Raw genomic sequence first — 26,894 nt, forward strand, 5'->3', positions numbered from 1 at the left:
TATTGAGAATTATTGAGAAATGTATCTATCGGCTAGCCAGTCATGAAGTTATATCAGCTTAAAGCATCTAATCAACATCACCCTTTCTGGTAGAAGCACATGCCCAGCTGCAAGATATTTATAGAGTCCTCAAAACTGGTTCCAGATTCTGTGCCAGCCATATTTAATGAAATTCTTATCGAGGGGCTTGAAGCCAAAGGAGAGCATGCAGTTACAGCGGTGGTTGAATCAAATTATGTAGAACCCGCTGGCTGTTATATCGAAATAATATGCAGTAAAAAGCCTGCACGCACACATGAAATATTGCAAAAACTTGCTATCCGGATTGATGAAACAGCAAGAAGGATTTTTCAAATCGAAGATCCTATCACAGTAAGAATTTTATTGTTTGATGAAGACTTAATGTCGGGAATCAACTAACATTTTGACCACAAAAATAACCATTAGAAAAAATTAACAATCAGCCAAAACTATAAATAGCAACATCAGAGGCCGCCTCCTCTTCAGCTGAAGACAGCCCCTACTAAAAATACTCCTCTTATTTTAAAAGCGCGCACTTGCTCCAAAACGTAAGTAACGAGGAGTTTGATAAACCTGATTGATACCCCAATTCGGATCAGCAATCCCTGGACTCAATTCGGCAAATTCATATACTTCAGTCTCAGCATCTGCATCCAGAAGGTTAAAAATTTCAGCTCTTAATTCTAGATCAGCTAAACCAATTCGAGTAGTATAAACCAATGATAAATCTATTTGTTTAACCCAACCAGTTCGTCCACTACTGCCACGCTCTGCTTTTATCAAATTACCATCGGAATCCGTGAGATAATAAGTATCCCCATAGGAAGGAGTTCCATTAGGATGCCCCGCACCAAAAGAGTTAATAGGTCGCCCTGATTGCCAAAGTAGATTGACCCCTAAGAGTAGGCTTTCCATTATTTGATAATTACCATATATTTTAAACTTATGGGTACGATCATTAGGAAGAAAGCCATCGGCTCCATCCATTAACTCAGGGAAATCGAAGTCTTGAGTTATTCCCGCATCATCTTGTGCATTATCTGACTTTACATAACCCTCAGTATTCCCCTTACTTTCAGACCAGGTATAGCTCGCACTGATTCCCCAGACCCCATCAAATCCTCGCTTGGTCGAGACCTCCAACTCTTTATATTTTCGTTTTGCCTCAGGGTAAGCTAATAGCTCTGCAGGAAAAGTTGTCATCTCCAGCTCGCCAGTTCCGTACCTATCATAAGGTATAGTAATATCATTACCTGGATTAGCTAGTACATATCCATGAGCATCTCCAGTATGCTCATAACCCAGAGCATCAACAGCATGATCAATACTCACATCATCAATATGGGATTTCAAATCACGGTAAGTGGCCTTTAACCCAACAGTCCAATCACTGTTTAAAACCTTTTCATAACCAAAAATAATTTCATCCTGATACATCGGCTCTAGATCCCGATCCGATAGCTGCGCGCTATCAGGAACTTCGCCACTGGAAGTTATCTGAGTGGAGCCTATTTCTTCAGAGAGAGGGATACCATCGGTACCTACATTAGATGGAGCAACAGTGACGGGGTCATAATCCCCATCAAATATAAAGTAGCGCTGTATCCCTAATTCACCACCAGACAAACGCACATTGGTATTTGAGGCAATCGGCATAAAGTACCGCCCCCAATTACCAAACAAACGAGATTCACCATCGCCAAAGGGGTCCCAAGAAAAGCTTAGCCTGGGCGCCCACTGATCATCAATTTCAATAAATACATCTCCCTCACCGTTATAATTAGAAAAGGTCTCATTGCGAAGCCCTGCACTTATAGTAAGGGTGTCAGTGATATCCCAAGTATCCTCAATGTAAAATGCTTTAGACTCCACTTCAAAGTCACCTGACACTTCCCCCAGGCGATATCGAACAATGTGGACATCTGATCCATCCCCATGAATATCGGGAACGATCCCCCCATTTGATAGTTCTGCACCTGGCGTAAAAGTATAATATCTATAGTAGACACCTCCATCTGCTCGCAACCCAGTACCCGAATAAGTTTCTGCAGAACTTGAGGAGTTATTTTCTTGATCATAACCAAATCGTAAGGTGTGATCCCCTAAGACCCATTCAAAATCTATACGATCAGCAACGCGCTCATCACCACCAGTTTGAGGCCTGGCACTAGCCTCACAGCCAGGAAATGTAGAAGAATTCCCCGGTATTGCTCCATCACTTGTATCAACAACATATGGGCATTCTGTATCGGTAGTGCTCGTAGTGGTTAGGGAATATTCATTCTCACCATGGAGAAGTGATACACTAAAGTTATCAGTTATTTGCCCGTCGTATCGAACAAGCCAGTTTTCTCCTCCTCGCTCATCCCATACTGTACCTTTATATCCTTGATCATCCTTATTGTAAGGGTCATAGTTTAATTGCCTGTTCTCTCTGGTGCGCTCATCTGAGAAATGTACGTAGGAAAATATATGATTATCAGTAATATTCCAGGTTAAATTTACTCCCCAGAAATCATCACCAATCTCTCTATCATTGAAAGTACCCGGATCAGCCCTTGTTGTAAATTCTTCAATCGTTTCCTGTTGCTCATATAAGGCATAGAAAAATAGTTTATCAGGAACTATCGGCCCACTGACATAATAGTCAGTCGTATATCTTGATTTTTCGTTTTCGGAATTTAAATCATAAAGAGTGCCATCAGTGGATATTGTATTAGGACTAGTTGAGCGAAGGTCCGCAGGCTCGTAATAAGCAACCACTCCATATTCAAATTCATTACCTCCCCTTTTAGTAACAGCATTCAGTACCCCACCAAGTGAACGACCAAATTCAGCGCTATATCCCCCAGTTTTTATTTGAAACTGATCATAAAATTCAAAGGGGACTGAAGAACCACCAAGTCCATTTCGGAAATTTGTAACATTGAGACCATCAATATAATATGCATTTTCCCCTACAGAGGCGCCACCAAAAGAAATCAGATCCTTATCTTCCCCAAAGCCGGAATCCCCCAGAACTGTCCCAGGCGCCAACAAAGCTACCGATTCAATGTTACGAGAAACAGGCAGCATCTCTATATCAGCCAACCCAATATTAAGTGAGGATTCCGCTGTTCCCCTACGTATTTGCGGAGCTACCTCCCCAAAGACTACAACCTCTTCAAGATCACCCAGTGACAAAGGTATATCCAAGCTGGCCGAACTACCAATCGAGACTAAAACCTTCTCAATAACCGTAGGTTGATAACCACGTTTTTGCACCGTAACTTTATAGGCCCCACTGGGAAGGTTAACTCTGAAATCCCCATTCACCCCAGTAGATATTGTTCTTTTAAATCCATTTTTCTCATTCTCGATAATAATGGTGGCGTCAGTTATCTCAGCTCCATTATGTCCTAAAATTGAACCATCAATCGTTCCATTAACATTTCCTGCAGCTATGGCTTGACTGCCCAAAATCGACAGGCTAATAGATGCAGCTACTATTGTCTTCTTGAATAAGGTCATAAAGCCACCCTTTTTATTGTCAGTTTATTTATAATTTATCGGCTTTTATATCAGGCTCAAAATATCTACCCCGCTACCACAGCCTCCAATATCAAACCAAGTAGACGTTCCACTCCTTCTAAACAACCAGTTATAAACTCATCCGACCCATAGAAATCCTAAAATGGGATCAAAAGCAAACGTCCACTTTGAAGAGACTGAGACACACATTATTCCTTCATATTTTGTAAAACAATCTCTTTAGCTCTGCATTTGTTAGAAATCAGAGAGAATCACGCCAAGAACGTGCTAACCACTCAATAACCAAATAAAATAGATAACTGAAAATGTAATTTGTCCCAGAAAAATTAAAAAGACTCTGGAATTTATAAGCTTGATATGAAAACCCTAACAATCACCACAAATTAAAAATGATTATTTCTTATCAAATTAAAAAATTATTATTTACATCAAAATCAATACATTACTGGCAAGGTTGCTTACACAATATCTTCTTATTCAAAACCCAAATTTGATTTTGCAATCAAAGGATATATATCTTGACCAAGACTGATGAAAATAAAAAATTCTGCGGTAGGGTTAAAGTGATGAAGAGGCAAGATAAGAGGACGAGAAACCCGCCCTCTTGAAATATATTATTTGCGCAAGAACTCCAACATCCACTTGGCAACGACATTCTCATGGATATCATTTTGTAAAGAAGCCTGCCCCTTCTGCACAACTTCTTCGCCGAAAGCTTCCCGGCGCAACTCCATCAAGCTATTGGAATAGGGCTTTGTAAACTCTGGGTGAGCCTGAAAGCTGAGCATATGGTCATCCACTTGCAACATAGCCATAGGGCAAAACTCGCTGGAAGCCAGCACACGGCCGCCCGGGGGAAGCGCTTCAACTTGATCCTGGTGGGTAACCAACAAACTAAAGTTATTCAGCGGCTCAGACATCCAGGAGGGAGTTTCCTGCATCTCATAGGTATGCACTCCCAATCCCCAACCTTTGTCAGACTTGCGGGTTCTTCCTCCCAGAGCCTGAGCAATCAGCTGGTGTCCAAAGCAAATGCCAATAGTGGGCTTCTTTACATCGTGTAACTTGCGCACAAATTGCATCAGCGGCGGAATCCACTCTTTATCATCATAAACACCGGTTTTACTACCAGTGATCAGATATGCATCTACTTCATCTATCTGCTCCGGGTATTGACCGTGCTGTACCTCGTAGGTAGCGAACTCCAACCCTGAATCCTGACTGCGCAATAGCTCGGCAAACATCTCCGGATACTCGCCGAATTCGCCCACCAGCTCCTTGCGCACATCGTCGGTCTTTAACACTCCAATTTTCATTATTTCACCGCTGAGTTGACTGCTGAGTGTTGGGATTATGGCATATTCAAGAATGACAGGTCTCTTAAGCTGACCTGTTAAAAGACTGTCACAAACTCACAGTTTTGGTGACCGAAATAGAAGTGCCGTTTCTTTAAAACACCCTCCCCAGTGTATATCTGACTGGTGATTACCGATCCACCCGTAGGGAACATTCCCCCCTCAGGCATTCTTACCCAAAGGACTTTTGTGTATGATCGCGCCTTAGCACATTTTTCAGCCAATTATTCGGCTAACGGACGCTCCAGAGGCAATTAGGAGCAGCCGACACCAAAATGATTGAGGACAAACAATGACCACAACGACCTCCCCCAGCGATCAGCAGGATAGTTCGCCTGGGCGCAAGACGGCTTTTACTCGCTTCCTAGATGTAGTGGAGTGGCTTGGTAATCTGCTTCCCCACCCCATTACCCTGTTTGCACTTTTTGCCGTTGGGGTGGTAGTGCTTAGTGGCATAGCTTCCTACTTTGGCCTGTCCGTCGCCGATCCCCGCCCTGTGGGCGCAGCTGGCCGTGACCCAGATGGAGTCATTGAAGTCTTCAACTTGATGAGCGGTGACGGCCTTAGGATGATCGTCACCAGCCTGGTGAAAAACTTCACCGGCTTTGCCCCTCTTGGAACAGTATTGGTCGCTCTTCTCGGAGTAGGGATTGCTGAGCATTCAGGCCTGCTGAGTGCCGCAGTACGCGGCTTGGTATTGCAGGCTTCCAAGCGTACTGTCACAGTGATCGTGGTCTTCGCCGGTATTATCTCTAACACCGCCTCAGAACTCGGATATGTTGTGCTGATCCCTCTGGCAGCCATGATCTTCCACTCCCTGGGCCGTCATCCCCTGGCGGGTTTGGCTGCTGCTTTTGCCGGCGTCTCTGGTGGTTACAGCGCCAACCTGTTACTGGGCACTGTGGACCCACTACTCTCAGGCATAACAGAATCAGCAGCCCATATGATTGACCCGACCTACAGCGTCGGTCCGGAAGTAAACTGGTTCTTTATGATCGTCAGTACTTTCCTGATTACCCTTGTCGGCAGCTGGGTCACAATGGCAATCGTAGAACCCAAGCTGGGTAAGTATGACCCAAATGAAGCTTCGGTAGATTTAAGCCAGGACAAGCTGGGCACTTTGACCGATGACGAGAAACGGGGACTTAAATACGCGGGTCTCGCTGTCTTAGCCGTTTCCGCTCTATTTGCTCTTTCTGTTGTACCTGAGTGGGGAGTTCTGCGTAACCCCGAAACCGGCTTGGTAGCCGGCTCCCCATTCCTGAAAGGTATTGTATCCCTGATCCTCGTCTTCTTCGCCATCCCTGGCTTTGTTTACGGCAAAGTGGTTGGCACCATGAAGAATGACCGCGATGTGATCGATGCCATGGCCAAGAGCATGAATAGCATGGGCATGTATATCGTGCTGGTGTTCTTCGCAGCGCAATTTGTTGCCTTCTTTAAAGTCACCAATCTCGGTACTATCTTTGCTGTACTGGGCGCCGACGCTCTACAGAGCATTGGCCTGACCGGGCCACTGCTGTTCCTGTTCTTCATCATGATGTGCGGTTTTGTAAATCTGATGCTCGGTAGCGCATCTGCCCAATGGGCTGTAACCGCCCCGATCTTTGTACCCATGTTGATGCTGCTCGGTTATGCCCCCGAAGTTATTCAAGCGGCCTATCGTATCGGTGACTCTGTGACAAATGTGATTACGCCAATGATGAGCTACTTTGGCCTAATCATCACCTTCGCCGCCCGCTACAAAAAAGACCTAGGCATGGGCACCTTGATCGCCACTATGATCCCCTACTCTATTTTCTTCTTTATCGGTTGGACTGCCCTCTTCTACATTTGGGTTTTTGCCCTGGGCCTCCCTGTTGGTCCAGGAGCCGCAACCTATTACGGCGGCTAAACCATACACTCCAGAGCCCGCCCTATGCGGGCTCTTTTTTTTACAACCCTTTGTCCTAATCCTAACTACAGCCACCAAAGAAAGTACGTATGTCCCAATTTCGGGCAGGCAAGGCTTCTTGCAGAGAACATATTTAACGAAAACCGATTTCTAACAAATTTTTCTGAAAAACTATTATTCCCAATCGCTTAGTCGCCATAAAACAAAAAATGCATTTATAAGAATTTAAGGAATTTTTTTCTTAAATGACCAAGCATACGGGTATTTTTTTTCTTTAGGCGACAAGGTTTAAATCCACATATCGATTAACAGTCTTCAAAAGACCTAAAAAAAACAAGTAATATAGATACTTGTAATAACGTTAAGCGGAGATCAATACGCGGATTATCGCCACCAGCGCCTTGCCCTGATCGAACTATCATTCACTATCCGCTCAGGATGAGCACCATGGTTGTGCCCTGCACTGACCTTATTCTTATAAGGCAGTGACTGTTATTGCCCATCCATCCATTGACATATCCGGACGTCAAAACAGAGCAGACTTCCGCCGACAAGATTGTCCTTATAACAGACACAGTAATAACCCTTAGAAGAAAACCATAAATAACGTGCCACAAGGCTCCGTTTTTTATTATCCCTGGGTTCTGCTAACAGTCGTTTCACTAACGCCAGATTGAATTATTTAACTCGGAACAAGTTCATAACGTCATTTATCCGAGTGGTATACAGGATTCTAAGAAATTGACTCAACAAATAAGAACTACGCTGTTAACGGGCTTTTATGAGTTGGTGAGCCAATTTAATGGCAGCCCTGAGGCCTTGCTAATAAATGCCCGAATAAATCCCCAGCAAGTTGAAAGCCTTGAGGGTTACCTACCCTTAAGATCCGTAAACGACCTGATGAACAGAGCTACGCATCAACTCAACTGTGCAGATTTTGGACTGCGCCTTGCTTACAGCCAGGGGGCGGCTGCATTGGGATCGCTGGGAGCAGCGGTACTGCAGTCCCTAACTTTGGGGGAGTTCCTCAACGCAGCAATTAGGCAGCTCGGAGAGCCACCCTATAACCTGCGTGTGGAACTTCAGAAAAAAGGCAAACACACATATCTTTATTTTTATTGCATAGACGACCTCCAAACAGAGGAGCGGGGAGCCCCCGCTATTGCCCTGGAACAGTGCCGAGAATTTCTCCTCGGGGTCTCCATGGTCGCATTACAAAATCTTTGCGGAGAAAACTTCCAATTGGAAGCCGTGCATCTGCAAACAGAGCGCCCCCTGCATGACCAGTATGAAAATTTCTTCGGTGTCCCGATACACTTTGGGCGGGAAAAAGATGCACTTATCCTGAGCAGTAGCTCCCTATTACACCCCACTGAAAAGTGTAACCCGAGCCTACGTCCACTGCTAAAGACATATATTGAAGAGCTCCTACAACAGGGGGAAGCCAGTCTGATAGAGCAAGTGCAGCAGCTTATTTATTGCCTGATGCCGCTGAAGCGTTGCAGCCTGCAAGAAGTTGCTAACCAACTTGGCATGCACAAGCGCACCCTGCAAAGGAGGCTGCGTGACCGCAATCTCGTATTTGAAGATTTACTGGATCGCATTCGCCGTGAGCGTGCCGAATACTACTTGAGTACCAAACAGCCGCCCATGTCACAGATATCCAATATGTTGGGATACCGTGAGCAGAGCTCTTTCAACCGCGCCTGTTATCGTTGGTTTGGAACCACGCCGATGCGTGTGAGACGCCAAATGATAGCCAGCATCGCTGCCAGAGAAGTAGCAGAAACCGAGTAATTGGACCCTTCACCAAAAATGGCAGGGTGCTTATTATGATAACATCACCCTGTCGGCCTCAGCGCATTAAGCTGTAAATATATAATCAGTAGGTGCTAATAATCAAAACCAGTTGGCTCAATCCTTACCGCAAGGTTTAGGCCTATGCCTGCAGTTGCTTCATTACCACTCAATACCTTTACGTGCTGCGAGACCACTAGCAAAGGCATGCTTTTCCGCGCGCATTTCACTAACGGTATCCGCAATATCCCTCAAATATTGTTTAGCACCACGGCCGGTAATAATAACTGACTGTTCCTTGGGGCGATCCCGTATAGCTGCCAATACTTCAGCCTTATCCAGCCAGTGAAAATTTAATGCATAGGTCAATTCATCCAAAACAACCAATTACACGCTTTCATCACGCATGGCCATCAACCCCTTCTCCCATAGCGCTTGTGCTGCGGCCTTATGTGCATCAAAGTTCTGGGTTTCCCAGGTAAAGTCCGTACCCATCTGGTACCACTGCAAAGGGCGGGAAGATCCCATCAATAAATTCTTCTCCCCGCACTCCCAAGTACCTTTTATAAACTGTATGACCACCGTAGAGAAAGCATAACCCAGAGCCCTTGTTACCAACCCCATAGCTGCTGTGGTTTTACCTTTACCATCACCAGTATATAAAATTACAGTTCCACGCTCATCCTGCGCTCTAGATACCGTCTCATCAACGATCTGCTTGCGATTCCGCATACGCTCCTTGTATTGTCTACTTTCATCCTGAAATTTAGAGCTCATAAAAAAACCAATAAATATTTAGGCACATAACTATGTAAACAAATTGATAGCAATATTTAAGTCAACTTAAGAAAACTCAAAATGACACCCCAAATCAAAGTGTCCTGCCATAGTACATGATGCCCACCTTCAAAAATTCCCAGGCGAGATTCATTTATTTGCTGGAATAAAGCCTTCTGGTTTTCAAAAGGAGCGATTCTGTCATAGCGACCACCACAAATAAGTGTCCCAACCCTGAGCTCAGGCAAGCGTTCAAAGGTATCATGTCCCTTTCTTGCCTGGAGTTGTCGAGAACGGCATAAAGCCCCTTCCGGCTTATTTATAGAAATCTCACAAACTTGCTTGTAGTAATTCCGCAGAGGTGTGTAGAGCGCCGTTTCTATTTGTTCATTATTGGAACTCGGCATACGGCTATCTCCAGCCGAGATGAAAAAGTTAACTTTTTCCTCGACGTTCATTGCTTCGATATCATATTTATGGAGAGGAAATGAAGCTCCTCCCGGCCCCCCAGAACTGGTGACTATCAAAACGAGTCTCTGCACAGCTTGTGGATAGAGAAGCGCAAACTCCTGCAATACCATTCCACCAAAAGATTCGCCAATAAACAGTGCATCCTGCCAACCTATATGCTCCATTAAACGCTTGAGATCCTGGGCATAGTCAAACATCGTAGGAGAGGCATCGGGAGAATTGGATTGCCCAATTCCTCGTGGATCAAAACTCAGTATTTCAAAATGTCGTGCCAATGGAGAATCAAATACAGTCGGATGTACTCTGAGATCACTGAGAGTACCGGGATGGAATACCAGGCGAGGACCATTCCCGCGAAGCTCAAAGTACAGGCTCACGCCATCCTGGCTAAATACCGACATACAGTTCCACCATCAATACCAGATAGCTGTAGTAAGAATAACTACAAAGGTATAGTTCAGCAGCAGAAAGTGAGTGACAAAGAGATTCACCTTAATCCCAATAAATAGGGAAATGGCACCTTTTCCGGGTGAAAAGGAAGAAAGGCCTGAAATAGCAGCTATAAACCACTTCACCTCATTTTTTATAAATTTACCTGCTCTCCACCATATACACACCAGAATCGGTAATGAAGCCGATGTGAGACTTTCCACTTTTACTGCGACGTGAAATGGCTGGCCACTATAAAGACAGACTGGATTCTGTTTCAAAAATATTAACGAGCCTCCTTTACCCAAATAAAGTGAAACATCCACTACTGGGTAACAAAGCAACAGCAAGTATGATAGCGCGACAGTCCGACCATAATGAACAGGCCGGTCAAACACGCGGTTAAACATGAAGCTCTACCTGGTACCAGCGCCCTTGCTTACTTCCACATTTCTTTACATAAATTCCACATTCCTTGCGCATTCCTGAACTATGTTGGCTCTCATCGGTTAGTGAAAAAAGCCTCCTTCCCAAGATAAGGCTCCACACCAGTTATGAAATACTGATAGCAACAATCCACTCAGTCGAATCCAAAAAGGAGAGCACTGTGAATAAAATTCTGATTCCCATCGCTATGCTAGCCATCGCCTCTACAGCAACGGCACAACCTCGCAAACCGCCTCAGGAGGCCTTTGATGCATGTAATGAAATGTCGGAAGGGGATTCCTGCACCGTTGAAACTCCACGAGGTACATTGGAAGGCACTTGCCGTATCCCTCCCAAGGAAGAGCAACTGGTCTGCGTACCGGCAAAAATGGAGGGCCACAGACCGCGCAGGGACAAAGAAGCGGATTCCGAATAAATTTTCCGATCTGTCAGGGGCCGTGCAGTTTTAGGTTGTCGTATGAAAAAGTGGTTATTACTAACTCTTGTCTGTGTTGCCCCGACTGCTCTAGGTCATTTACCAGAAACAGCAACTGAAGCCTGCCATAGCCTCACTCCCGGTGCCAGTTGTGCTGTCGGGCATAGTATTGGCCAGTGTTTTAACTTAACAGAGTCCCAGACACTCATCTGCCTACCGGAGAGATTGAATATTGCCCAGGCCCCCTCCAAAGACCGTATTGCAGGCAGACCTCCCACTCGCAAACACCTAGCAATACAGTCAGATGGGTTGCAAAGCACTGTTCCTGCAAATCGTACGCCTATCGCCTCCAGTGTGGTGACGGTGTCTGTGCAGGGCCCCTGGAGAGTGATTGAAGCCAATGGTATCTCAACCCATAAAACAGGCGCTTTTCCCAACGCAGGTAATCCACACAGAATTGAAGCCCAGCGCTATAAATACAGAATTCCAGCCACCCCCAAAGTGGCAGCACAAGTCACACCCGTCACACTGCAGAATTTCGGCATCGGCATTAACGGTGTGCCTTTTGATCCAAGTGCAGCAGAATGGTATCTGGGTAATCGTGGCCCTTGGCGATATGAAGCGTTATCAGGTGCAGTCCCCTTAGGTGTGGATGATAACTTTGCGCATGTGCAGCCTAGCGGAGCCTACCACTACCACGGCCTGCCGACCGGACTTCTGGCACGCTTGCAAGTAACCTCTGAGCACCACTCACCGCTAATTGGTTGGGCTGCAGATGGCTTCCCAATTTATGCCTTGTACGGTTTTCAAGATGGCCAAAATAGTGAATCCGGTATCGCAAAAATGCGGTCCAGTTATCAAGTGAAAGCTGGGCAGCGTCCTGCTGGCAGCAATCAGCCAGGCGGTTACTATGATGGTACTTTCGTAGCTGACTACGAGTATGTGGAAGGCTCAGGCTCCCTTGATGAGTGCAACGGCCGTTTCGTGCGCTCCCCCAACTTTCCCGAGGGCACCTACGCCTACTTCCTCACTGAAGAATGGCCAATTATTCCGCGCTGCTACAAGGGTACGCCTTCAGAAGATTTTCGCCGGGGCCCACAGAGAACACCCCGCGACAGAGGAGCGGGAAGGAGATTCGGCTGACTCAACCAAACCTGCCAATTTATTTAAACAATACGTTTAAAGGCGATCGCTAACCGGGTAACAGTTGAATCAACAGCAGTTTCTCCTCAAACAACAAATTACAATGATTTGCTGAAAAAATTTAGCAGTTTCAGCTCATATCTATAACGGAAAGGGCTTCCGCCAGAGTTTTTACCGAGTGCATTTCCATCCCCTCGATATCATTTTTTAAGCGGTTTGCGGCGGGCACTATCGCCTTGCGGAAACCGTGCTTGGCCGCTTCACGCAAACGCTCCTGGCCTGAAGGCACAGGTCGAATCTCACCAGACAGGCCCACTTCACCGAACACCACCAAATCTCGGGGCAGAACGCGATTACGGAAACTGGAAACCACAGCCAATAACAAAGTCAGATCAGCACTGGTTTCCATGACCTTAACCCCACCTACCACATTGATAAATACGTCCTGGTCGCCCACCAATACACCACCGTGTCGGTGCAGCACCGCCAACAACATGTTCAAACGGTTTTGGTCGAGCCCCACTGCCACACGGCGCGGATTACCCAAACTGCTGTCATCCACTAACGCCTGCAACTCCACCAAAAGTGGGCGAGTACCCTCCCAAACAGAAGTTACCACCGAACCCGCGGCGATTTCCTCTGCGCGCTGCAAAAAAATAGCGGAGGGGTTGGAGACTTCTTTAAGACCCTGTTCGGTCATAGCGAACACCCCCAGCTCATTGACCGCACCAAATCGATTTTTGTGCGCGCGCAAAGTGCGGAAACGGGAGTCGTGAGTACCTTCAAGTAAAATGGAGCAATCGATAATATGCTCCAGTACTTTGGGGCCGGCGAGGCTGCCATCTTTCGTGACGTGGCCCACAAGAATCAGTGCCGTGCCGGTTTGCTTGGCGTAGCGGGTCAGGTAGGCTGCACTCTCCCGTACCTGAGCTACCGAGCCTGGTGCGGACTGTACATCGCTCATATGCATGACCTGGATGGAGTCCACCACCATCACTTGCGGATTCACCTCCCTGGCCGCCAGGCAGATGCGCTCTACATCAGTTTCGCTAAGTAGTTGCAGGGAGTCTGTAGGCAAGCCCAGGCGCTTGGCCCGCATAGCCACCTGCTGTAAGGACTCCTCCCCGGTGATATACAACGCTGGCATGGAGATAGCCAAATGACACAGAGTTTGTAGTAGTACCGTGGATTTACCGGCTCCGGGGTGTCCACCAATCAGCACCACCGAGCCCGGCACCAGACCCCCGCCCAGCACACGATCTAACTCAGAGGCGGAAGTGGGAATTCGCGGTAATTCGCTCAGGTCAATTTCCGAGAGCTTTTGCACCTTGCCAGCACCAGCAGTGCCGGCATAGCCGCTCTGCGCATCGGTAAAATTGGCTGCACGGCTGTCCTTATGTTCAGGCCCAAGCCGTACCTCTGAAAGGCTATTCCAAGTACCACAGGCACTGCACTGCCCTGCCCATTTGGTGTAGTCCGCACCACATTCATTACATACATAGGCAGTTTTGCGTTTTGCGGCCAAGGTTATCTCCCGAACAGTTGCCCGAATAATTTGGCGTACAGTTTACCCCTTATCAGGGAACAACGGGCAGCGCTGAGCAGACATAAATGACTCACCTGTATCGGTCCAACGCAATGGCACTTACTTCCTTAATCTACGCCGTCTACGCGATTGATCTAGATCAATTCCCTGGGTCTCCACCGAGATAATATCCGCCGCTGCCTGTACCCACTAATGGGGAGGCATTCAATCACACTGACCAATCACCAAACAGGAAGTAAGCATGTCGTCTATTTCTCTTCGCGGCGCAATTCTAGCGCTCGCCTTGGCCTCGACCTCCGCCCTGGCAGCAGACCACGAAGTTAAAATGTTGAACCAGGGCAAGGATGGCATGATGACTTTTGAACCAGCCTTCCTAAGCGTTGCCTTGGGCGACACAGTAACTTTTCTTCCCACTGATATGGCCCACAACACCCGCTCCGTATTTTCCCCAGCAGAGGGCGCTTCCTGGAACGGCACTATGGGGGAAAAAGTGACTGTAACCCTGAACAAAGAGGGTGTTTACCTATACCAGTGTGACCCACATCTACCACTGGGTATGGTTGGGGTAATTCAGGTCGGCGAAGCCGGCAACCTTGAGGAGGCCAAGAAACACGCCGAAGGGATGAATGATCGTATTGCTGTAAATAAGGAGCGACTGCAACAGTACCTCGGCTTGGTGAAATAAGGAGAGCCGCGGCGTGGACATCCTATTTGAAAAAGGCCACCACCTGGTTGCGCGTTTCTGCGATCTGGTCAATGAGCAGAATGGCAGCGACGGCGTTCAGGCCAACCAGTTTGTAATTCGCCGCGGTACCAAGGGAGCGCTCATTGATCCCGGCGGCGATCTAACCTATACACCCCTGACTATCGAGCTCAGCCGCCACCTTAACCTGAGCGATCTTGAATACATTCTGGCCTCACACCAGGATCCGGATATTATCGCCTCGTTGCCGCGCTGGATGCTGCATTCCCGCTGTAAGGTGGCAGTATCAAAACTTTGGTCGCGCTTCTTGCCACATTTAGTATCTGGCTTCGTAGCCTCTCGGGCGGGCAGTGAGAAATGGCAGGACCGCATAGTACCGCTCAATGATAAAGGCGAAGTACTGCCTTTTGCCGATAGTGAAATCTGGGCCCTGCCCGCTCACTTTCTGCATTCATGTGGCAATTTCAGCTTCTATGATCCGGTTAGCCGTATCCTGTTTTCCGGAGATATTGGTGCCTCCCTCGGTGGCGAAGAGGGAGAGGTGTTAGATTTCGACACACATATCCCATCAATGGAAGGTTTTCACCAGCGCTATATGGGAGGCAATTGGGCCTGCCGGCTTTGGGCCAAGATGGTGCGTGAATTAAACCCGTCTATGATCGTGCCTCAGCACGGCGGCTATTTCTCCTCGGACGAAACCAAAAACCGATTCCTAGGTTGGCTGGAGAAGCTGGAGTGCGGCCCAGATCTATTGCGCCATCAAGATTTCCGCCTGCCCCTCGGCAAGTCCTGAACCCAGAGATATTGACTGGTGGCGCCTACAACGCCACCAGTGTTTCACCTCATTAACCAACACCCCGGTCACTGTTGCGCCCCTAAGTGTCAGCTCATACACTGCGTCCCTGTACTTATTCAGGCCGAAGCCATGAACCCCGGATTTTTACGCTCACTGCTACTGATACTGCTCCTTGCCTTTGCCGGCTTGGCTTCGGCGGTACCTTGTATTGAGCGTGGTGAGGTAGCACCGGCCTTAATGAGCGCTGATTCCAACGAACAGAGTCACTGTTCCTCAGAGAAGCCTGACGACTGTAGCAATGAGCACGCCGGCAATTGCAGTATTGAGTGCGGCTGCTGTCCTGGGCTTGGCAATAACCTCGCTGCCCCTTCTGATAGCAAGCCCATTTTTATTACGCAGAGCTCGTGTAATACAGCCTATTTCCGTTTCAACGTCCCTCCAGAGCCAGATACTGAGTTGCGACCTCCTATTCACTCCTGAATTGCAACAGGCACCACAGGGCTCTCCTGACCCAGACAATCCACCAGGAAATTTTTCACGCGCGAACAGATCTCCGCGTGCCCAGAGCCCCGTGCATTTTTCACATGACGCGTAATCAATTTTGAAAACAAGGAGACTCTCCATGTACCGAACTTTCCTGGCTGCTATAGCCTCTATCTTTATCCCCATGGCATTGAGCGCCTGTGCCGAGTCTATTGAATCACCGGCACAAAGCCCCAGCCTGACCACCTACAAGTCAGCCACTTGCGGTTGCTGCAAAGTCTGGGTTGATCACGCTCGGGAAACTGGCTTCGATGTGGTAGCGAAAGATGTCGATGACCTTAACAGCGTCAAAAAGCAGCATGGAATTGAACCCCGCTACCAGTCTTGCCACACCAGTGTGTCCAAGGAAGGCTATGTTTTCGAAGGGCATGTGCCAGCCAAAATGATTCACCAATTTTTGGAGAATCCACCGAAAAATGCCCTGGGGCTGGCAGTTCCCGGTATGCCCCTGGGAAGTCCTGGCATGGAGGTAGGCGATCGCTTTACCCCCTACCAGGTAATGCAAATAAACAAAGATGGCAGCAGCGTGGTTTATGCCGCGATTAACTCTGCCGGAGAACAGTTCTGAGGGCTGTCGATGACAAACCCCCCATGGTGTGGTGCGATCTCGCGCCGCACCTTTGTGACCGGCCTTACCGCCGGCGCAGCTCTATTAGGCTTATCTAGTCTTCCCCTCTCCGCCAGAACGAGGGTGCCTCCACCCACGATACTAAGTGGCGAGCATTTCTCCCTGAAAGTGGGCCAAAGACCGGTCAACTTCACCGGCCAACGACGCAGCGCTATTTCAGTTAATGGTTCAGTTCCCGGCCCAGTTCTGCACTGGCGTGAAGGGCAAACTGTCACCCTGAATGTGTTCAATCAGTTACCCAAGGATACTTCGATTCACTGGCACGGTATCAGAGTACCGAGCAATATGAATGGAGTGCCGGGGCTCAATTTTTCTGGAGTTAGGCCTGGGGAAAACTTTCGCTATCGTTTCAAGGTAAAACAAAGCGGCACTTACTGGTACCACAGCCACTCCAGCTTCCAGAGGCAACAAGGACTCTATGGAGCCATCGTCATTGATCCAATTGACGAAGACCCGGTGGCCTATGACCGGGACTATGTGGTGTTGCTTTCCGATTGGAGCGACGATTCCCCCCAGCGGATTTACTCTAACCTGAAGAAAGATGGCCACTATTACAACCGCCACCGCCGCCGCACCACCACAGATCTTTGGCGAGATGTACGCGCAAAAGGTATAGAGCAAACCTGGCGCGAACGTCATCCATGGAACTTCGCTGGCATATCTGATCGGGACGTATCTGATATCACCAGCGATACCTACAGCTACCTGATCAATGGACAAACCCCGGAGGACAATTGGACTGCCCTATTTGCCCCCGGAGAAAAAGTACGGCTACGTTTTATCAACGCCTCAGCCATGACAATCTTCGACCTGCGCATTCCTGGCTTGGATATGACAGTGGTCAGTGCCGATGGCCAGAATATTCAGCCTCTGCGGGTAGATGAGTTCCGCCTAGGCACCGGGGAAACCTACGATGTGGTCGTTAGGCCTAAAGAGGACAGAGCCTACACTCTGTTTGCCCAAGCGATAGACCGCGGTGGTTTCGCTCGCGGCACTTTAACGCCAAATCAGAAATTCACTGCCGAAGTTCCCTCCATGGACCCAATCCCAATACTTGATGAGCGCGATCTGGGATTCATTCCTGCCAGTGGCGCTAAAGCCGCCGGCAGACAGCCTTCCGCTGAAGAACGCAGTGGCAAACTGGCCCCCGCCGGCCAGGGAAGCAATAGCTCTATCATCCACCAACCAACAGAAAAAGGTCATGGCGTAGCCCTGCGCGCGCTCACTCCAAAAAATGGAGTGTATGATCCCGGCGTGGGACTGCGTAAACATCAGCAGCGCTACAACCGCCGCGTACTTTGTTACGCGGATCTTCGCAGCCTTACTCCATCGTTAGGCCAACGCGAACCGCAGCGGGAACTGCAGTTACACCTCACCGGTAATCCAGCACGTTATCTATGGTCAGTTGATGGCGTTAAATATAGGAATGCCACACCGATACTATTAACCTATGGCGAGCGCATTCGTATCACTCTGGTAAACGACACTCTGCTCACCCAGCCCATGCACCTGCATGGTTTATGGAGTGAGCTGGAAACCGGCGATGGAGAGTACCTGCCACGCAAGCACACGGTGATAGTGCAGCCCGGCGCCAAAATCAGTTTTCTGGTAAATGCCGATACCCGAGGGCGCTGGGCATTACACTGCCAAATGCTCTATCGCGCACACGGCATTTTCCGTGAGGTCCGTGTGGTATGAACCACCACACAATAATAAAAGCCACAACAACAGCCCTCATTGCCCTATGCTCCGAGCCGAGTTTTCAAGCAGCTTTAGCCCAAAATCAGGAAGATCTGCACCACAGCATCCAGTCTCGCTCCAACGAAACTACCGTTGGAGAAGGTAATGGCATCGCTGGGGAAGAAGATAAACCTACAGCCAAGTTCAGTTTCGACCAGTTCGAGCGGCGCGGCCAAAATGGCGCAGCAATTGAAGGGGATTTCAGTTATGGAGGCGACATTAATAAGCTGGTGCTGGAAATCGATTTCGAGCGGGGAGGAGGTGAAACAGAAAAAAATGAGCGATGGCTGGTCTACAGCCGCGCTATTTCCAAAAACTGGAATTTCCTCTCCGGCATACGTCACGACCTCCAGAGAGAGAGTACCAGCCGTAACTGGCTGGCGGTTGGTTTAATCGGAGAAACACCTTACTCATTAGAAATGGATGCGGTGTTATTTCTTGGGAAAAGTGGCAGCACAGCTTTCCGTCTGGAAGCGGAATATGAGGCCAAACTCGCAGAGAAAGTCACTCTGATTCCGCGCCTAGAACTGAATTTTTTCGGTCAAAATGACGAAATCGCCGGTAGTGGTACGGGATTATCTCAAGCAGAATTAGGTTTGCGCCTTCTCTATGAGATTCATCCCAAGTTTTCCCCTTATGTTGGGGTTCATCATGAGCGAGAAGTGGGCAATGCAGCGGACTTTGCCCGTGAAGAAGGAGAAAAAGTATATACTACCGTGTGGGCTATCGGTATTCGTGCTTGGTTTTAATCCCCACCCTACCAATAATTTCTTTCACAACAAACTACTGTTCGTCGAGAAAATTCAATAGACATTCTAAATAATTCATCATGGTAGTTTAAATACACGACATTTTCTTACTCATAGTGGATTAACAGACAGACCTCAGTAAAATCGAGAGTTTAGACAGGCGATATACTTATAATCATTATTAATTCCCTACAATTTACAAACCTAAAATCTGTAAATTATCAGCGTCATAAATATCTTTTGCGGTGGATGAACGAAAATTCCATATCAGACAAAATGAGGTTAAAAAGGGCTAAAGGTGTCGCACTTCAATCCTACAGCTCAGTGCCATATTCCTTCATCACACCTTTGCAAAGATTTTTTTGCACTCACCACCGTAGATTTAACTAGATATCTGACCCTCATATGGAAGTCCTGCCAAGATATAAGACAACCTCTTTCACATAAAGCACCAATAACACCAGTAATTATTTTTTTATTACTAATAGGAATGCAGCCTGCCAAAGGACAGTCTCAAGGAGATTTACATCACTCTATCCAGTACCGCTCCACACTGAATGATACGAACATAAGAGAAGACAAGCCGATAGCCAAGCTCAGTCTTGACCAATTCGAATTACAAGGCAATAACGGAGCCACCATCGAAGGTGACTTCAGCTATGGCACAGATGAAAGTAAGATATCAATAGAGGTTGATTATGAACGCACCAATGGAGAAACTGATGAAAATGAATTATGGGGAGTTTATAGCCGCTCAGTTTCTGCCAACTGGAATGTTCTTACCGGAATACGCCATGATTTTCAGTTAGAGAACACCAGCCGTAACTGGTTTGCCATTGGAGTTATTGGCGAAACGCCCTACTCTTTCGAAATGGATGCTGTACTTTTCTTTGGTAGAAGTGGTAGCACAGCCCTTCGTATAGAAGGGGAGTATACGTTCAAAATTTCAGAAAAAGTGAGCTTAGTACCACGTGCTGAGCTAGATTTCTTTGGGCAAAATGATGCGAGTGTGGACGGTGGTTCTGGTCTATCCGAAATAGAAATCGGCGTGCGCTTACGTTATGAAATTCACCCCAAGTTTTCCCCCTATATTGGCATTCATCAATATCGAAATACCGGTAATACGGCTGACTTTGAACGCGAAGAAGGAGAAATGGTATACGATACTGTATGGGTTCTTGGATTTAGGGCTTGGCTATAAGGCCGAAGAGTACTATTCTCCGAATGCCTAGTATCTACACTAAACCAATAAGCCCTCTAAAATCTCATCCTCACGAATATCCCAGCATCAACTCAAACCGCCCCACACTAAGTTGCTAGTAAGAAGAACTTTTAAGGGTACCCAAAGGAAATCAATAGACCAGAATACAGACAGCCAATTGACGCTCTAATCTACCTTAAATATTTCTCTAACTCCGATGCTGTATCCTACCGCGGGAACTCTTCAGTGATTTTCGTCATTGTATTTTTTCTTTGACAGTTTAAGGCAAGGGAAATTACGCGTCTCTTACCTGCGCGCGATTTGCTTCCAAGCAACGAAAGTCATCAATTGCTGGAAACCCAAAAAAACCTATAATACCACTATCAAAATAACCCTTAAAAGCTAAGCCTTTTTGTTATTTACAATACCTTTAAACACTCTGCCCGATAGCTTCAACAACATCGCTCGGCTCAATAGTCTAGGAAGTAAAACAAGCGTCCACTTTTGCTTACCCGAAAGCACATAACTTTTCTTTGCCAAGAATCCATTGATTCCAACCAGAGCAACGTGCTCAGCGGTTTCATATAAATTTTCATCAACGCTTACCTTATTATTTGCCACCTCAGCAAAATTTGTCTTGGTTCCACTGGGGCAGAGGCAGGTAACAGTGACTCCCGTTCCAAGCAGTTCATTATGTAGAGCTTCTGAGAAATTTAACACATAACTTTTAGATGCAGAATAAACCCCTGCATAGGGTACTGGCATTAAAGCTGCACTGGAAGCCACATTGATAATCCCCCCTGTATTTCTTGACTTCATTTCAGGAAGGTATAAATAGCATAACTCAGTTAAGGTATTAATATTAAGCTGAAGTAAACTTCTGTATGTCTTCAAGTCAAAGTCTTGGAAATTCCCCCATTTACCGAATCCTGCATTGTTGACTAAGATATCTATTGCCAATCTCCGCGATTGGGTTTCGATATATAGTTTCTGTGCGGCACCTTCAACGCTTAAATCAATTTCAATAATATCCACTTTAACTGAATATCTCCCTTCAATCTTCCTGGCTATCTCCGATAAAGCCCTATAGTTACGGGAAACTAAAATGAGGTTCGCGCCTTTCTTTGCACATTCATAAGCAAAGGCTTCGCCGATACCAGAGGAGGCGCCGGTTATCAATACAACTTTTTTATCCATCTGTATGTTCCCCTTGTAAGAAATTCAACTGAATTGCCATAATCACGGTTGCACAACCAATTCAACCTGTCCTTCTGCAATAAACTTCCTCCACCAGGGAAGAGTCGGAGCCGGCATACGCACATCAACCGGGGCACCAATAATGGGGGTCAGGATCGCCGCCCCATGGGGTTCTGCAGCAGCTAGCGCTCGCTCTAGAGGTTCAAACCAATCATGCAGGGCAAGATCAAAAGTACTGTTATGGATGGGCACCATAGCGCGACCACGCAGATCCAGGTGAGCCTGCACACTCTCTTCCGGCATCATGTGAATTTCACTCCACAGATCGTTGTAGGCACCAGTTTCAATCAAGGTCAGATCAAACGGGCCCAAGCGTTCACCTATCTCCCGAAAACCACTGAAATAGCCGCTATCACCGCTAAAGAAAATTCGGGCATCGCGCCCGGCAATCACCCAGCTGGCCCACAGAGTCTTATCACGGTCAGTAAGGCCGCGTCCGGAAAAATGTTGAGCCGGAGTTGCAGTAAATTGCAAGCTGCCAACAGCATATGACTGCCACCAGTCAAGCTCGGTAATCTTGTCTGATGCAACCCCCCAGTCCCGCAAATAATTGCCAACCCCCGTGGGAACAAGAAATCGTTCTACTCTCTCATCCAGGATACGCACGCTGGCTTTATCCAGATGATCGTAGTGATCGTGGCTTATTATTACGGCTTTTAGTGCTGGTAAGTCCTGCAGAGACAGAGGTAGCGGGTGAAAACGCTTCGGTCCCATCCACTGCACTGGTGAGGCTCGCTCACTGAATACCGGGTCAGTAAGCACGTATTCTCCATCGAGACGGATCAGTACTGATGAGTGTCCCAAACGATAGACTGTAGGCTGATTCTCGTTACTGGTAAGTACTTCCTTTGTAATCGGCTGCAGAGGAAGGGGCGCTTTCGGTAACGGCGCAGCCCTCTCTGCGCGAATGTAGGCACCGATAATCTCAACAACCTTACCCATCCCGGCTTTATAGTCGACTTCTGAGTTTTGAAACTTATTCGGCTGAGTAGCACAGCTGTTAAACAGACCAACGGACATACCTACCACTCCTAATAATAACCACCAGTGTTTTTTCATAGATACCACCAAGTAAACTATACAGTGCAGTTTATTGCCGACAGATACAAAAGTAAACTAATTAGTGTAAAATTAATTGTGAAGTAAGATTCACCGCCAGGCGGATTTCCTAGTGCAATCAGAAGTACCGAGAGTCATATGAACGAAAAGAAGCCAACCAGAAGTGAGCTGAAGCGCCAGGCCATTATTGATGCCGCTAAACAAGCTTTTCAGGAACTCGGTGTTCAGGGTACCAGCATGGATGAATTGGCAGCCCGTGCTCAAGTATCCAAGCGCACTGTATACAATCACTTTGCCAGCAAGGAAGCGCTGGTTATGTTTTTGATTGGCGAACTCTGGCAGCAGGCAACCCAACCCCCTGGCTGCGAATACAATCCGAACAGCGACCTCCATACACAGTTGCGCGCCCTGCTCGAGTTGGAGATTAAAACCATCTGCAACCCCCAGTATATTGAATTGAACCGAATGGCTTTCGACTACTTTTTCCACCAACCGGAAGCCCTGCGCAAAGAGATGGAAAAGTTCAAAGCTAATGAAACCGGCGTACAGCGCTGGATAAAATCTGCTTTAGCCGATGGCCGTTTGAGGCAGCTGGATCTAGAGATCGCCAGCGGCCAGATACACAATTTGATAAAGGGAAGTTGCTTTTGGCCACAGCTGCTCCAGCTTTCTGGCCAACCGACCCCTACTGAGCAAGAAGCTCTGGCCGAGCGCACTACAGCTATGTTTTTGAGTCATTATCGAGCTTAAAAGGTATAGTGTTAAATATCAATGAAAGCACTTAGTTCCTCCTGGGTCCGCCTATAGAAATTATCTAACCCACTAATCGTAAAAATTTTAGTGGCTTAGTTTCTCGCTATTGAAGCAAGAGCAGGCGCTATGGCAGAAACCCGCTTCAAAATAAATGTGGCACTGGAAGTTTCCCGAGATCTAAATTGATTATGAGAATTGTTTCATTATGAACAACGGGAAGATAAGATATTGATATCAATAATTAAAATCAGCCTTTTCATGAAATAAATCTAGAAGCCCCTAAAATTCATAGTGGGAAAAATGTATTAACATTTCACCTAGATAAGGCCACCTAATCCACCCACTACTAGATTAATAAACTTAGATACGGCCTATGTATTCGATATAAAGTTTCTACGAACAAAGGGAATAGACATATATGATCAGAGAGTACAAATTGAGTGACTTGGACATCATTTTAGATATTTGGTTAACAGCCTCGATCAATTCACACAGATTTATCTCTTCTGAGTTCTGGGAATCACAGCTGGAAGATATGCGCGATATCTATATCCCAAACTCAGAAACCTATGTCTTTGAGAGAGACAGAAAAGTAGCTGGGTTTTATTCCCTCAATGGTAGTTCATTGGCTGCAATCTTTGTTTATCCACACGTCCAGGGTCAAGGTATAGGAAAGCAACTTCTGTCTCATGCAAAGTCTCAACGGTCTCATCTGACACTCTCCGTCTATAAAGAAAATACACCCAGTTATCATTTTTATCTCTCTCAAGGTTTCCTACCAATAAAGGAACAACTAGATAAACATACGGGACATATTGAATATCTAATGAGTAATAAAGCACAATAAGCCACCCTACTGTCTACCTTTTTTGAGCCTCACTTCGGATAGCTTCTATTTATTGCACCAATACGAAAAAAATGAAGCAATGACAAGGACGATGCTATGATTACACTTCCACAGTTAACAGAATTACTTGGCTGGGCATCAATAATCAATATTGCCTACCTTCTCCTGGCAACAATAGTTATTTCTTTTATGAATAAGTGGTTATCTTCTATTCATAGTAAGCTATTTAGATTAAAGGCTGGGGAGTTGAACTCCAAGTACTTTGACTTCCTAAGTATTTACAAAATCGTGACACTGGTATTTATCGTGGCGCCATATATCGCTCTGAAAATTATGGGTCAGTAATTATCCAAACAAACTGCCAAATTTCATTTAAACCTAAAGAACCAATAAAATGCCTACCACAGATCTAAAGTCAAAACTTGACGCGATATTCGACAAGCATGTACAGGCTGAACTTGCCGGCGATCTCGATGGAACCCTGTCCACTATGGCGCCCAATCCTCATATCGTAAATATACCAACCATGCTAGGTGGTCAAGGCCCTCAGAGCATCCGTACATTTTACTCCAAACATCTTATAGGGCAGTTTTTTCCACCCGATGTTACTTTCGAAACTATTTCTAGAACATACAGCGAAGAGCGACTCGTCGATGAGTTGATCATATCATTCACTCATACTGTAAAGATGGACCACATGCTACCGGGAATTGAACCAACCGGAAGGCGAGTTGAAGTAATATTTATTGTTATTGTGGGCGTTGAAAATGACAAGGTAGCTTACGAGCATATTCTGTGGGACCAGGCAAGTGTTCTGGTCCAGCTTGGCCTATTAAACCCAGAAGGTCTTCCGGTTGTTGGCGCAGATGCCGTAGCAAAAATCAGAAATCCAGCCTTGCCGGATCCTTTTTTTAATGGCTCCTAAAAAATCAGTATTTGCGACCCATTCATTTCATGTTATAGATGTTGCTTATCTAAATTTTCCAGGTGTATTAGTTGAGCATTGAGCCTAGCCTATATTTTTATCTTAATATTCTTTTAGATATTATTTATTTTATATAGAGAGCTATTTTCAAATCATAAAATGTACCCCCCAATTTACTGGTAAATTCTGCGGTAGATTTTATTCATTAATGAAATAGAGCCATAAATAACACTACCTAAGGCTAAGAATCTCGCACCCTCTGGCTTAGAAAATTTTATTTCTTTACTTCTGAGAGGTCCTTTACAACTCTCACATGCTGCATCATACCGCCATCTTCATGATATAGCAGGTGGCAGTGTAAAGGGTATTTACCCGTAAAGTCTTTAAAACGGGTTCGAAATTTTACATATCCATGTGGAGGCACCTGGAAAGTATCGCACCAGAATGGCAGCTTCAGTGTATGGTGCATCGGGTCTTCACCTACCACTTCAATAACATAGTAAGGATTGACATGAATATGTATCGGGTGAGGAAACTCACTCTCATTGACCAGAGTCCACTCCTCTATCGCATCTAACTCAACATAGTGGTTTACCACATCACAACCACCAAATGGCGCATGATCAATACTTACATTTAGACCACGGAAATATTTATCCGGATCATCCAGCGTATTGGCCTGCAAGGTCAATCGCCGTGTATTAGTGATCTCATCATCTGTAATAGGCTTTAAAAGATCAACCTTAAAACTCTCAGGAAATGGAGGTGGAGCACACCTTGACGGAGGCTTGCTGGGAGCGTAAATAGCAGTACCAATCTCCTCACCCTGCTCAATCGCGATAACAAACAACGGGCTATTATTGTGGTACTTGTAGTGCGGCATCTGCTGAAATTCAATGGCGTTATTATATACATAGAAATGCGCACCGGGCGTTGCAGCCTCACTAATTTTGAGAAACAAGGAAGCGCGATTCGCGGGACCCAAACTTACGCCATCCTGCAGGCGGTAGTCTTCTGTGGGATTCCCATCAAAGCCGTAAATGTACATCTGCGCGAACCAAGGGCAGTCTATGTCTATTGACGTGCGAGTGGTTGCATTGAGGAGACGCAAGTTCAGTAACTCTCCCACCGTCGCATGTATCACTGGGCAATATTGACCATTCACAGTAATGCAGTATTCACTGTCGGGGAACTTGGCAACCTGATGTTGGTCCTCCACTCTTCCTTTTTCATCTACCGCAATATTTTGAAATACCAATACATATTCCTTAACACCCATCGCCTCCAGTTCATCATCAAAATCGTCACGTACAATTAAGGCACCAGCCATACCACTTCCGACTTGTATCGCGACAGAGCCGTGTTTATGAGGGTGATACCAGTAGAGGCCGGGCGGGTGATTTTTTGGAATATCATATTCATAGGTGAAATTTTCACCCGGCGGGATTTTCATACAAACATTATCACCTGGAGACTCTGGGGAAACGTGAAGTCCGTGTGTATGCAGGTTATAAGTATTGAATTCATGAGGAAAATTGATCATTCCGGAATCACCCTCTTCCTCTTCAGGTGGCAGCTTGTTATTGGTTTGAATTGTCAGATGGCTACCGGGGCGTATTTCAATGGTCGGCCCGGTAAGGGTAAACCCAGCTTCCCGGGTGATTGAAGATGAAAATACACGTGTCCAGACAGGAGTTTCATTTTTTTTGTAAAAACTGAAGACATTGTTCTCTTCGTACTGAACATCCAATTCAACACGTAGATTCCTATCTGCCTTACTCATCGAATATACCGGTGGGTTTACCAGCGGCTCTAAGAAAGAGATATTCTTTCGATTATTCACGGTATCGCCTCAAATCCTTTTAAA

24 protein-coding genes and 1 pseudogene are annotated in these 26,894 nt (G+C 46.5%); 16 read left to right on the forward strand and 9 right to left on the reverse strand.

Features of this window, described 5'->3' with window-relative positions; translation table 11 throughout:
• The first annotated feature begins 99 nt into the window (after positions 1-99).
• Positions 100-420 carry a hypothetical protein gene (locus ACJJJB_RS16240; protein WP_020414487.1) on the forward strand — a complete coding sequence of 107 codons (321 nt, stop codon included), beginning with the start codon at positions 100-102 and terminating at the stop codon, positions 418-420.
• A gap of 123 nt (positions 421-543) precedes the next feature.
• Here the strand turns inward: ACJJJB_RS16240 and ACJJJB_RS16245 are convergent, their stop codons facing one another.
• Positions 544-3,531 carry a TonB-dependent receptor gene (locus tag ACJJJB_RS16245; protein WP_020414486.1) on the reverse strand — a complete coding sequence of 996 codons (2,988 nt, stop codon included), beginning with the start codon at positions 3,529-3,531 and terminating at the stop codon, positions 544-546.
• Between the two features lie 635 nt (positions 3,532-4,166).
• The gene (locus ACJJJB_RS16250) at positions 4,167-4,868 is read right to left on the reverse strand and encodes a glutamine amidotransferase-related protein (RefSeq protein ID WP_282952398.1); all 702 of its coding nucleotides are present in this window, start codon (positions 4,866-4,868) and stop codon (positions 4,167-4,169) included.
• Positions 4,869-5,199: 331 nt separating this feature from the next.
• Between ACJJJB_RS16250 and ACJJJB_RS16255 the strand changes: the two genes are divergently transcribed.
• Both ACJJJB_RS16255 and ACJJJB_RS16260 read left to right on the forward strand, forming a co-directional pair.
• Positions 5,200-6,801: an AbgT family transporter gene (locus tag ACJJJB_RS16255; RefSeq protein WP_020414484.1), complete on the forward strand. Its 1,602-nt coding sequence runs from the start codon at positions 5,200-5,202 to the stop codon at positions 6,799-6,801.
• Positions 6,802-7,542: 741 nt separating this feature from the next.
• On the forward strand, positions 7,543-8,598 hold the full coding sequence (locus ACJJJB_RS16260; protein WP_444900940.1) for an AraC family transcriptional regulator: 1,056 nt from the start codon (positions 7,543-7,545) through the stop codon (positions 8,596-8,598).
• Positions 8,599-8,760: 162 nt separating this feature from the next.
• Here ACJJJB_RS16260 and cobO read toward each other — a convergent pair.
• The 3 genes and pseudogenes from cobO to ACJJJB_RS16275 form a co-directional block, all read right to left on the reverse strand.
• Positions 8,761-9,375 (reverse strand): annotated as a pseudogene (gene cobO / locus ACJJJB_RS16265) (cob(I)yrinic acid a,c-diamide adenosyltransferase).
• Between the two features lie 56 nt (positions 9,376-9,431).
• Positions 9,432-10,247, reverse strand: coding sequence for an alpha/beta fold hydrolase (locus ACJJJB_RS16270; RefSeq protein WP_444946116.1), 816 nt, complete (start codon positions 10,245-10,247; stop codon positions 9,432-9,434).
• A gap of 12 nt (positions 10,248-10,259) precedes the next feature.
• Positions 10,260-10,685 carry a hypothetical protein gene (locus ACJJJB_RS16275; RefSeq protein WP_445365160.1) on the reverse strand — a complete coding sequence of 142 codons (426 nt, stop codon included), beginning with the start codon at positions 10,683-10,685 and terminating at the stop codon, positions 10,260-10,262.
• A 197-nt stretch (positions 10,686-10,882) separates the two neighbouring features.
• On the opposite strand from ACJJJB_RS16275, the gene ACJJJB_RS16280 reads away from it, so the two are divergent.
• On the forward strand, positions 10,883-11,137 hold the full coding sequence (locus ACJJJB_RS16280) for a hypothetical protein (protein WP_353375634.1): 255 nt from the start codon (positions 10,883-10,885) through the stop codon (positions 11,135-11,137).
• Positions 11,138-11,179: 42 nt separating this feature from the next.
• Positions 11,180-12,280, forward strand: a complete 1,101-nt coding sequence (locus ACJJJB_RS16285; protein WP_445365161.1) for a YHYH protein — start codon at positions 11,180-11,182, stop codon at positions 12,278-12,280.
• Positions 12,281-12,410: 130 nt separating this feature from the next.
• On the opposite strand, the gene radA is transcribed toward ACJJJB_RS16285, so the two are convergent.
• A complete protein-coding gene (radA, locus tag ACJJJB_RS16290) occupies positions 12,411-13,805 on the reverse strand; it encodes a DNA repair protein RadA (protein ID WP_020414477.1) in 1,395 nt (464 codons plus the stop codon).
• A 262-nt stretch (positions 13,806-14,067) separates the two neighbouring features.
• Here radA and ACJJJB_RS16295 point away from each other — a divergent pair, with 262 nt between their 5' ends.
• The 7 genes from ACJJJB_RS16295 to ACJJJB_RS16325 all read left to right on the forward strand — a co-directional run bounded on the left by ACJJJB_RS16295 (position 14,068) and on the right by ACJJJB_RS16325 (position 20,186).
• Complete coding sequence (locus tag ACJJJB_RS16295; protein WP_020414476.1) at positions 14,068-14,511, forward strand: pseudoazurin; 444 nt, start codon at positions 14,068-14,070, stop codon at positions 14,509-14,511.
• A gap of 13 nt (positions 14,512-14,524) precedes the next feature.
• Positions 14,525-15,322, forward strand: a complete 798-nt coding sequence (locus tag ACJJJB_RS16300; RefSeq protein ID WP_020414475.1) for an oxygen-binding di-iron domain-containing protein — start codon at positions 14,525-14,527, stop codon at positions 15,320-15,322.
• 132 nt (positions 15,323-15,454) lie between these two features.
• On the forward strand, positions 15,455-15,805 hold the full coding sequence (locus ACJJJB_RS16305) for a hypothetical protein (protein ID WP_445365162.1): 351 nt from the start codon (positions 15,455-15,457) through the stop codon (positions 15,803-15,805).
• Positions 15,806-15,947: 142 nt separating this feature from the next.
• Positions 15,948-16,436: a DUF411 domain-containing protein gene (locus ACJJJB_RS16310; RefSeq protein WP_020414472.1), complete on the forward strand. Its 489-nt coding sequence runs from the start codon at positions 15,948-15,950 to the stop codon at positions 16,434-16,436.
• 9 nt (positions 16,437-16,445) lie between these two features.
• Complete coding sequence (locus tag ACJJJB_RS16315; protein ID WP_445365163.1) at positions 16,446-18,194, forward strand: copper resistance system multicopper oxidase; 1,749 nt, start codon at positions 16,446-16,448, stop codon at positions 18,192-18,194.
• Positions 18,191-18,985 carry a copper resistance protein B gene (locus tag ACJJJB_RS16320; RefSeq protein WP_445365164.1) on the forward strand — a complete coding sequence of 265 codons (795 nt, stop codon included), beginning with the start codon at positions 18,191-18,193 and terminating at the stop codon, positions 18,983-18,985. The genes ACJJJB_RS16315 and ACJJJB_RS16320 overlap by 4 nt, the downstream gene beginning before the upstream one ends.
• 298 nt (positions 18,986-19,283) lie before the next feature.
• Positions 19,284-20,186: a copper resistance protein B gene (locus ACJJJB_RS16325; RefSeq protein WP_245556714.1), complete on the forward strand. Its 903-nt coding sequence runs from the start codon at positions 19,284-19,286 to the stop codon at positions 20,184-20,186.
• A gap of 402 nt (positions 20,187-20,588) precedes the next feature.
• Here the strand turns inward: ACJJJB_RS16325 and ACJJJB_RS16330 are convergent, their stop codons facing one another.
• Both ACJJJB_RS16330 and ACJJJB_RS16335 read right to left on the reverse strand, forming a co-directional pair.
• Positions 20,589-21,383, reverse strand: coding sequence for an SDR family NAD(P)-dependent oxidoreductase (locus tag ACJJJB_RS16330; protein WP_445365165.1), 795 nt, complete (start codon positions 21,381-21,383; stop codon positions 20,589-20,591).
• A 42-nt stretch (positions 21,384-21,425) separates the two neighbouring features.
• Positions 21,426-22,502: an MBL fold metallo-hydrolase gene (locus ACJJJB_RS16335; protein ID WP_445365166.1), complete on the reverse strand. Its 1,077-nt coding sequence runs from the start codon at positions 22,500-22,502 to the stop codon at positions 21,426-21,428.
• 138 nt (positions 22,503-22,640) lie between these two features.
• On the opposite strand from ACJJJB_RS16335, the gene ACJJJB_RS16340 reads away from it, so the two are divergent.
• The 4 genes from ACJJJB_RS16340 (at position 22,641) to ACJJJB_RS16355 (ending at position 25,027) form a co-directional block, all read left to right on the forward strand.
• On the forward strand, positions 22,641-23,252 hold the full coding sequence (locus tag ACJJJB_RS16340; RefSeq protein ID WP_020414466.1) for a TetR/AcrR family transcriptional regulator: 612 nt from the start codon (positions 22,641-22,643) through the stop codon (positions 23,250-23,252).
• Between the two features lie 421 nt (positions 23,253-23,673).
• Positions 23,674-24,102 carry an N-acetyltransferase gene (locus ACJJJB_RS16345; protein WP_445365167.1) on the forward strand — a complete coding sequence of 143 codons (429 nt, stop codon included), beginning with the start codon at positions 23,674-23,676 and terminating at the stop codon, positions 24,100-24,102.
• Positions 24,103-24,198: 96 nt separating this feature from the next.
• Positions 24,199-24,447: a DUF6868 family protein gene (locus ACJJJB_RS16350; protein WP_020414464.1), complete on the forward strand. Its 249-nt coding sequence runs from the start codon at positions 24,199-24,201 to the stop codon at positions 24,445-24,447.
• A gap of 49 nt (positions 24,448-24,496) precedes the next feature.
• Positions 24,497-25,027: an ester cyclase gene (locus tag ACJJJB_RS16355; RefSeq protein WP_445365168.1), complete on the forward strand. Its 531-nt coding sequence runs from the start codon at positions 24,497-24,499 to the stop codon at positions 25,025-25,027.
• Between the two features lie 274 nt (positions 25,028-25,301).
• On the opposite strand, the gene ACJJJB_RS16360 is transcribed toward ACJJJB_RS16355, so the two are convergent.
• Entirely contained in the window at positions 25,302-26,810 is a 1,509-nt protein-coding gene (locus ACJJJB_RS16360; protein ID WP_157533603.1) for a multicopper oxidase family protein, read from the reverse strand.
• Positions 26,811-26,894 lie beyond the last annotated feature (84 nt).

This window comes from Microbulbifer variabilis (assembly GCF_052468405.1).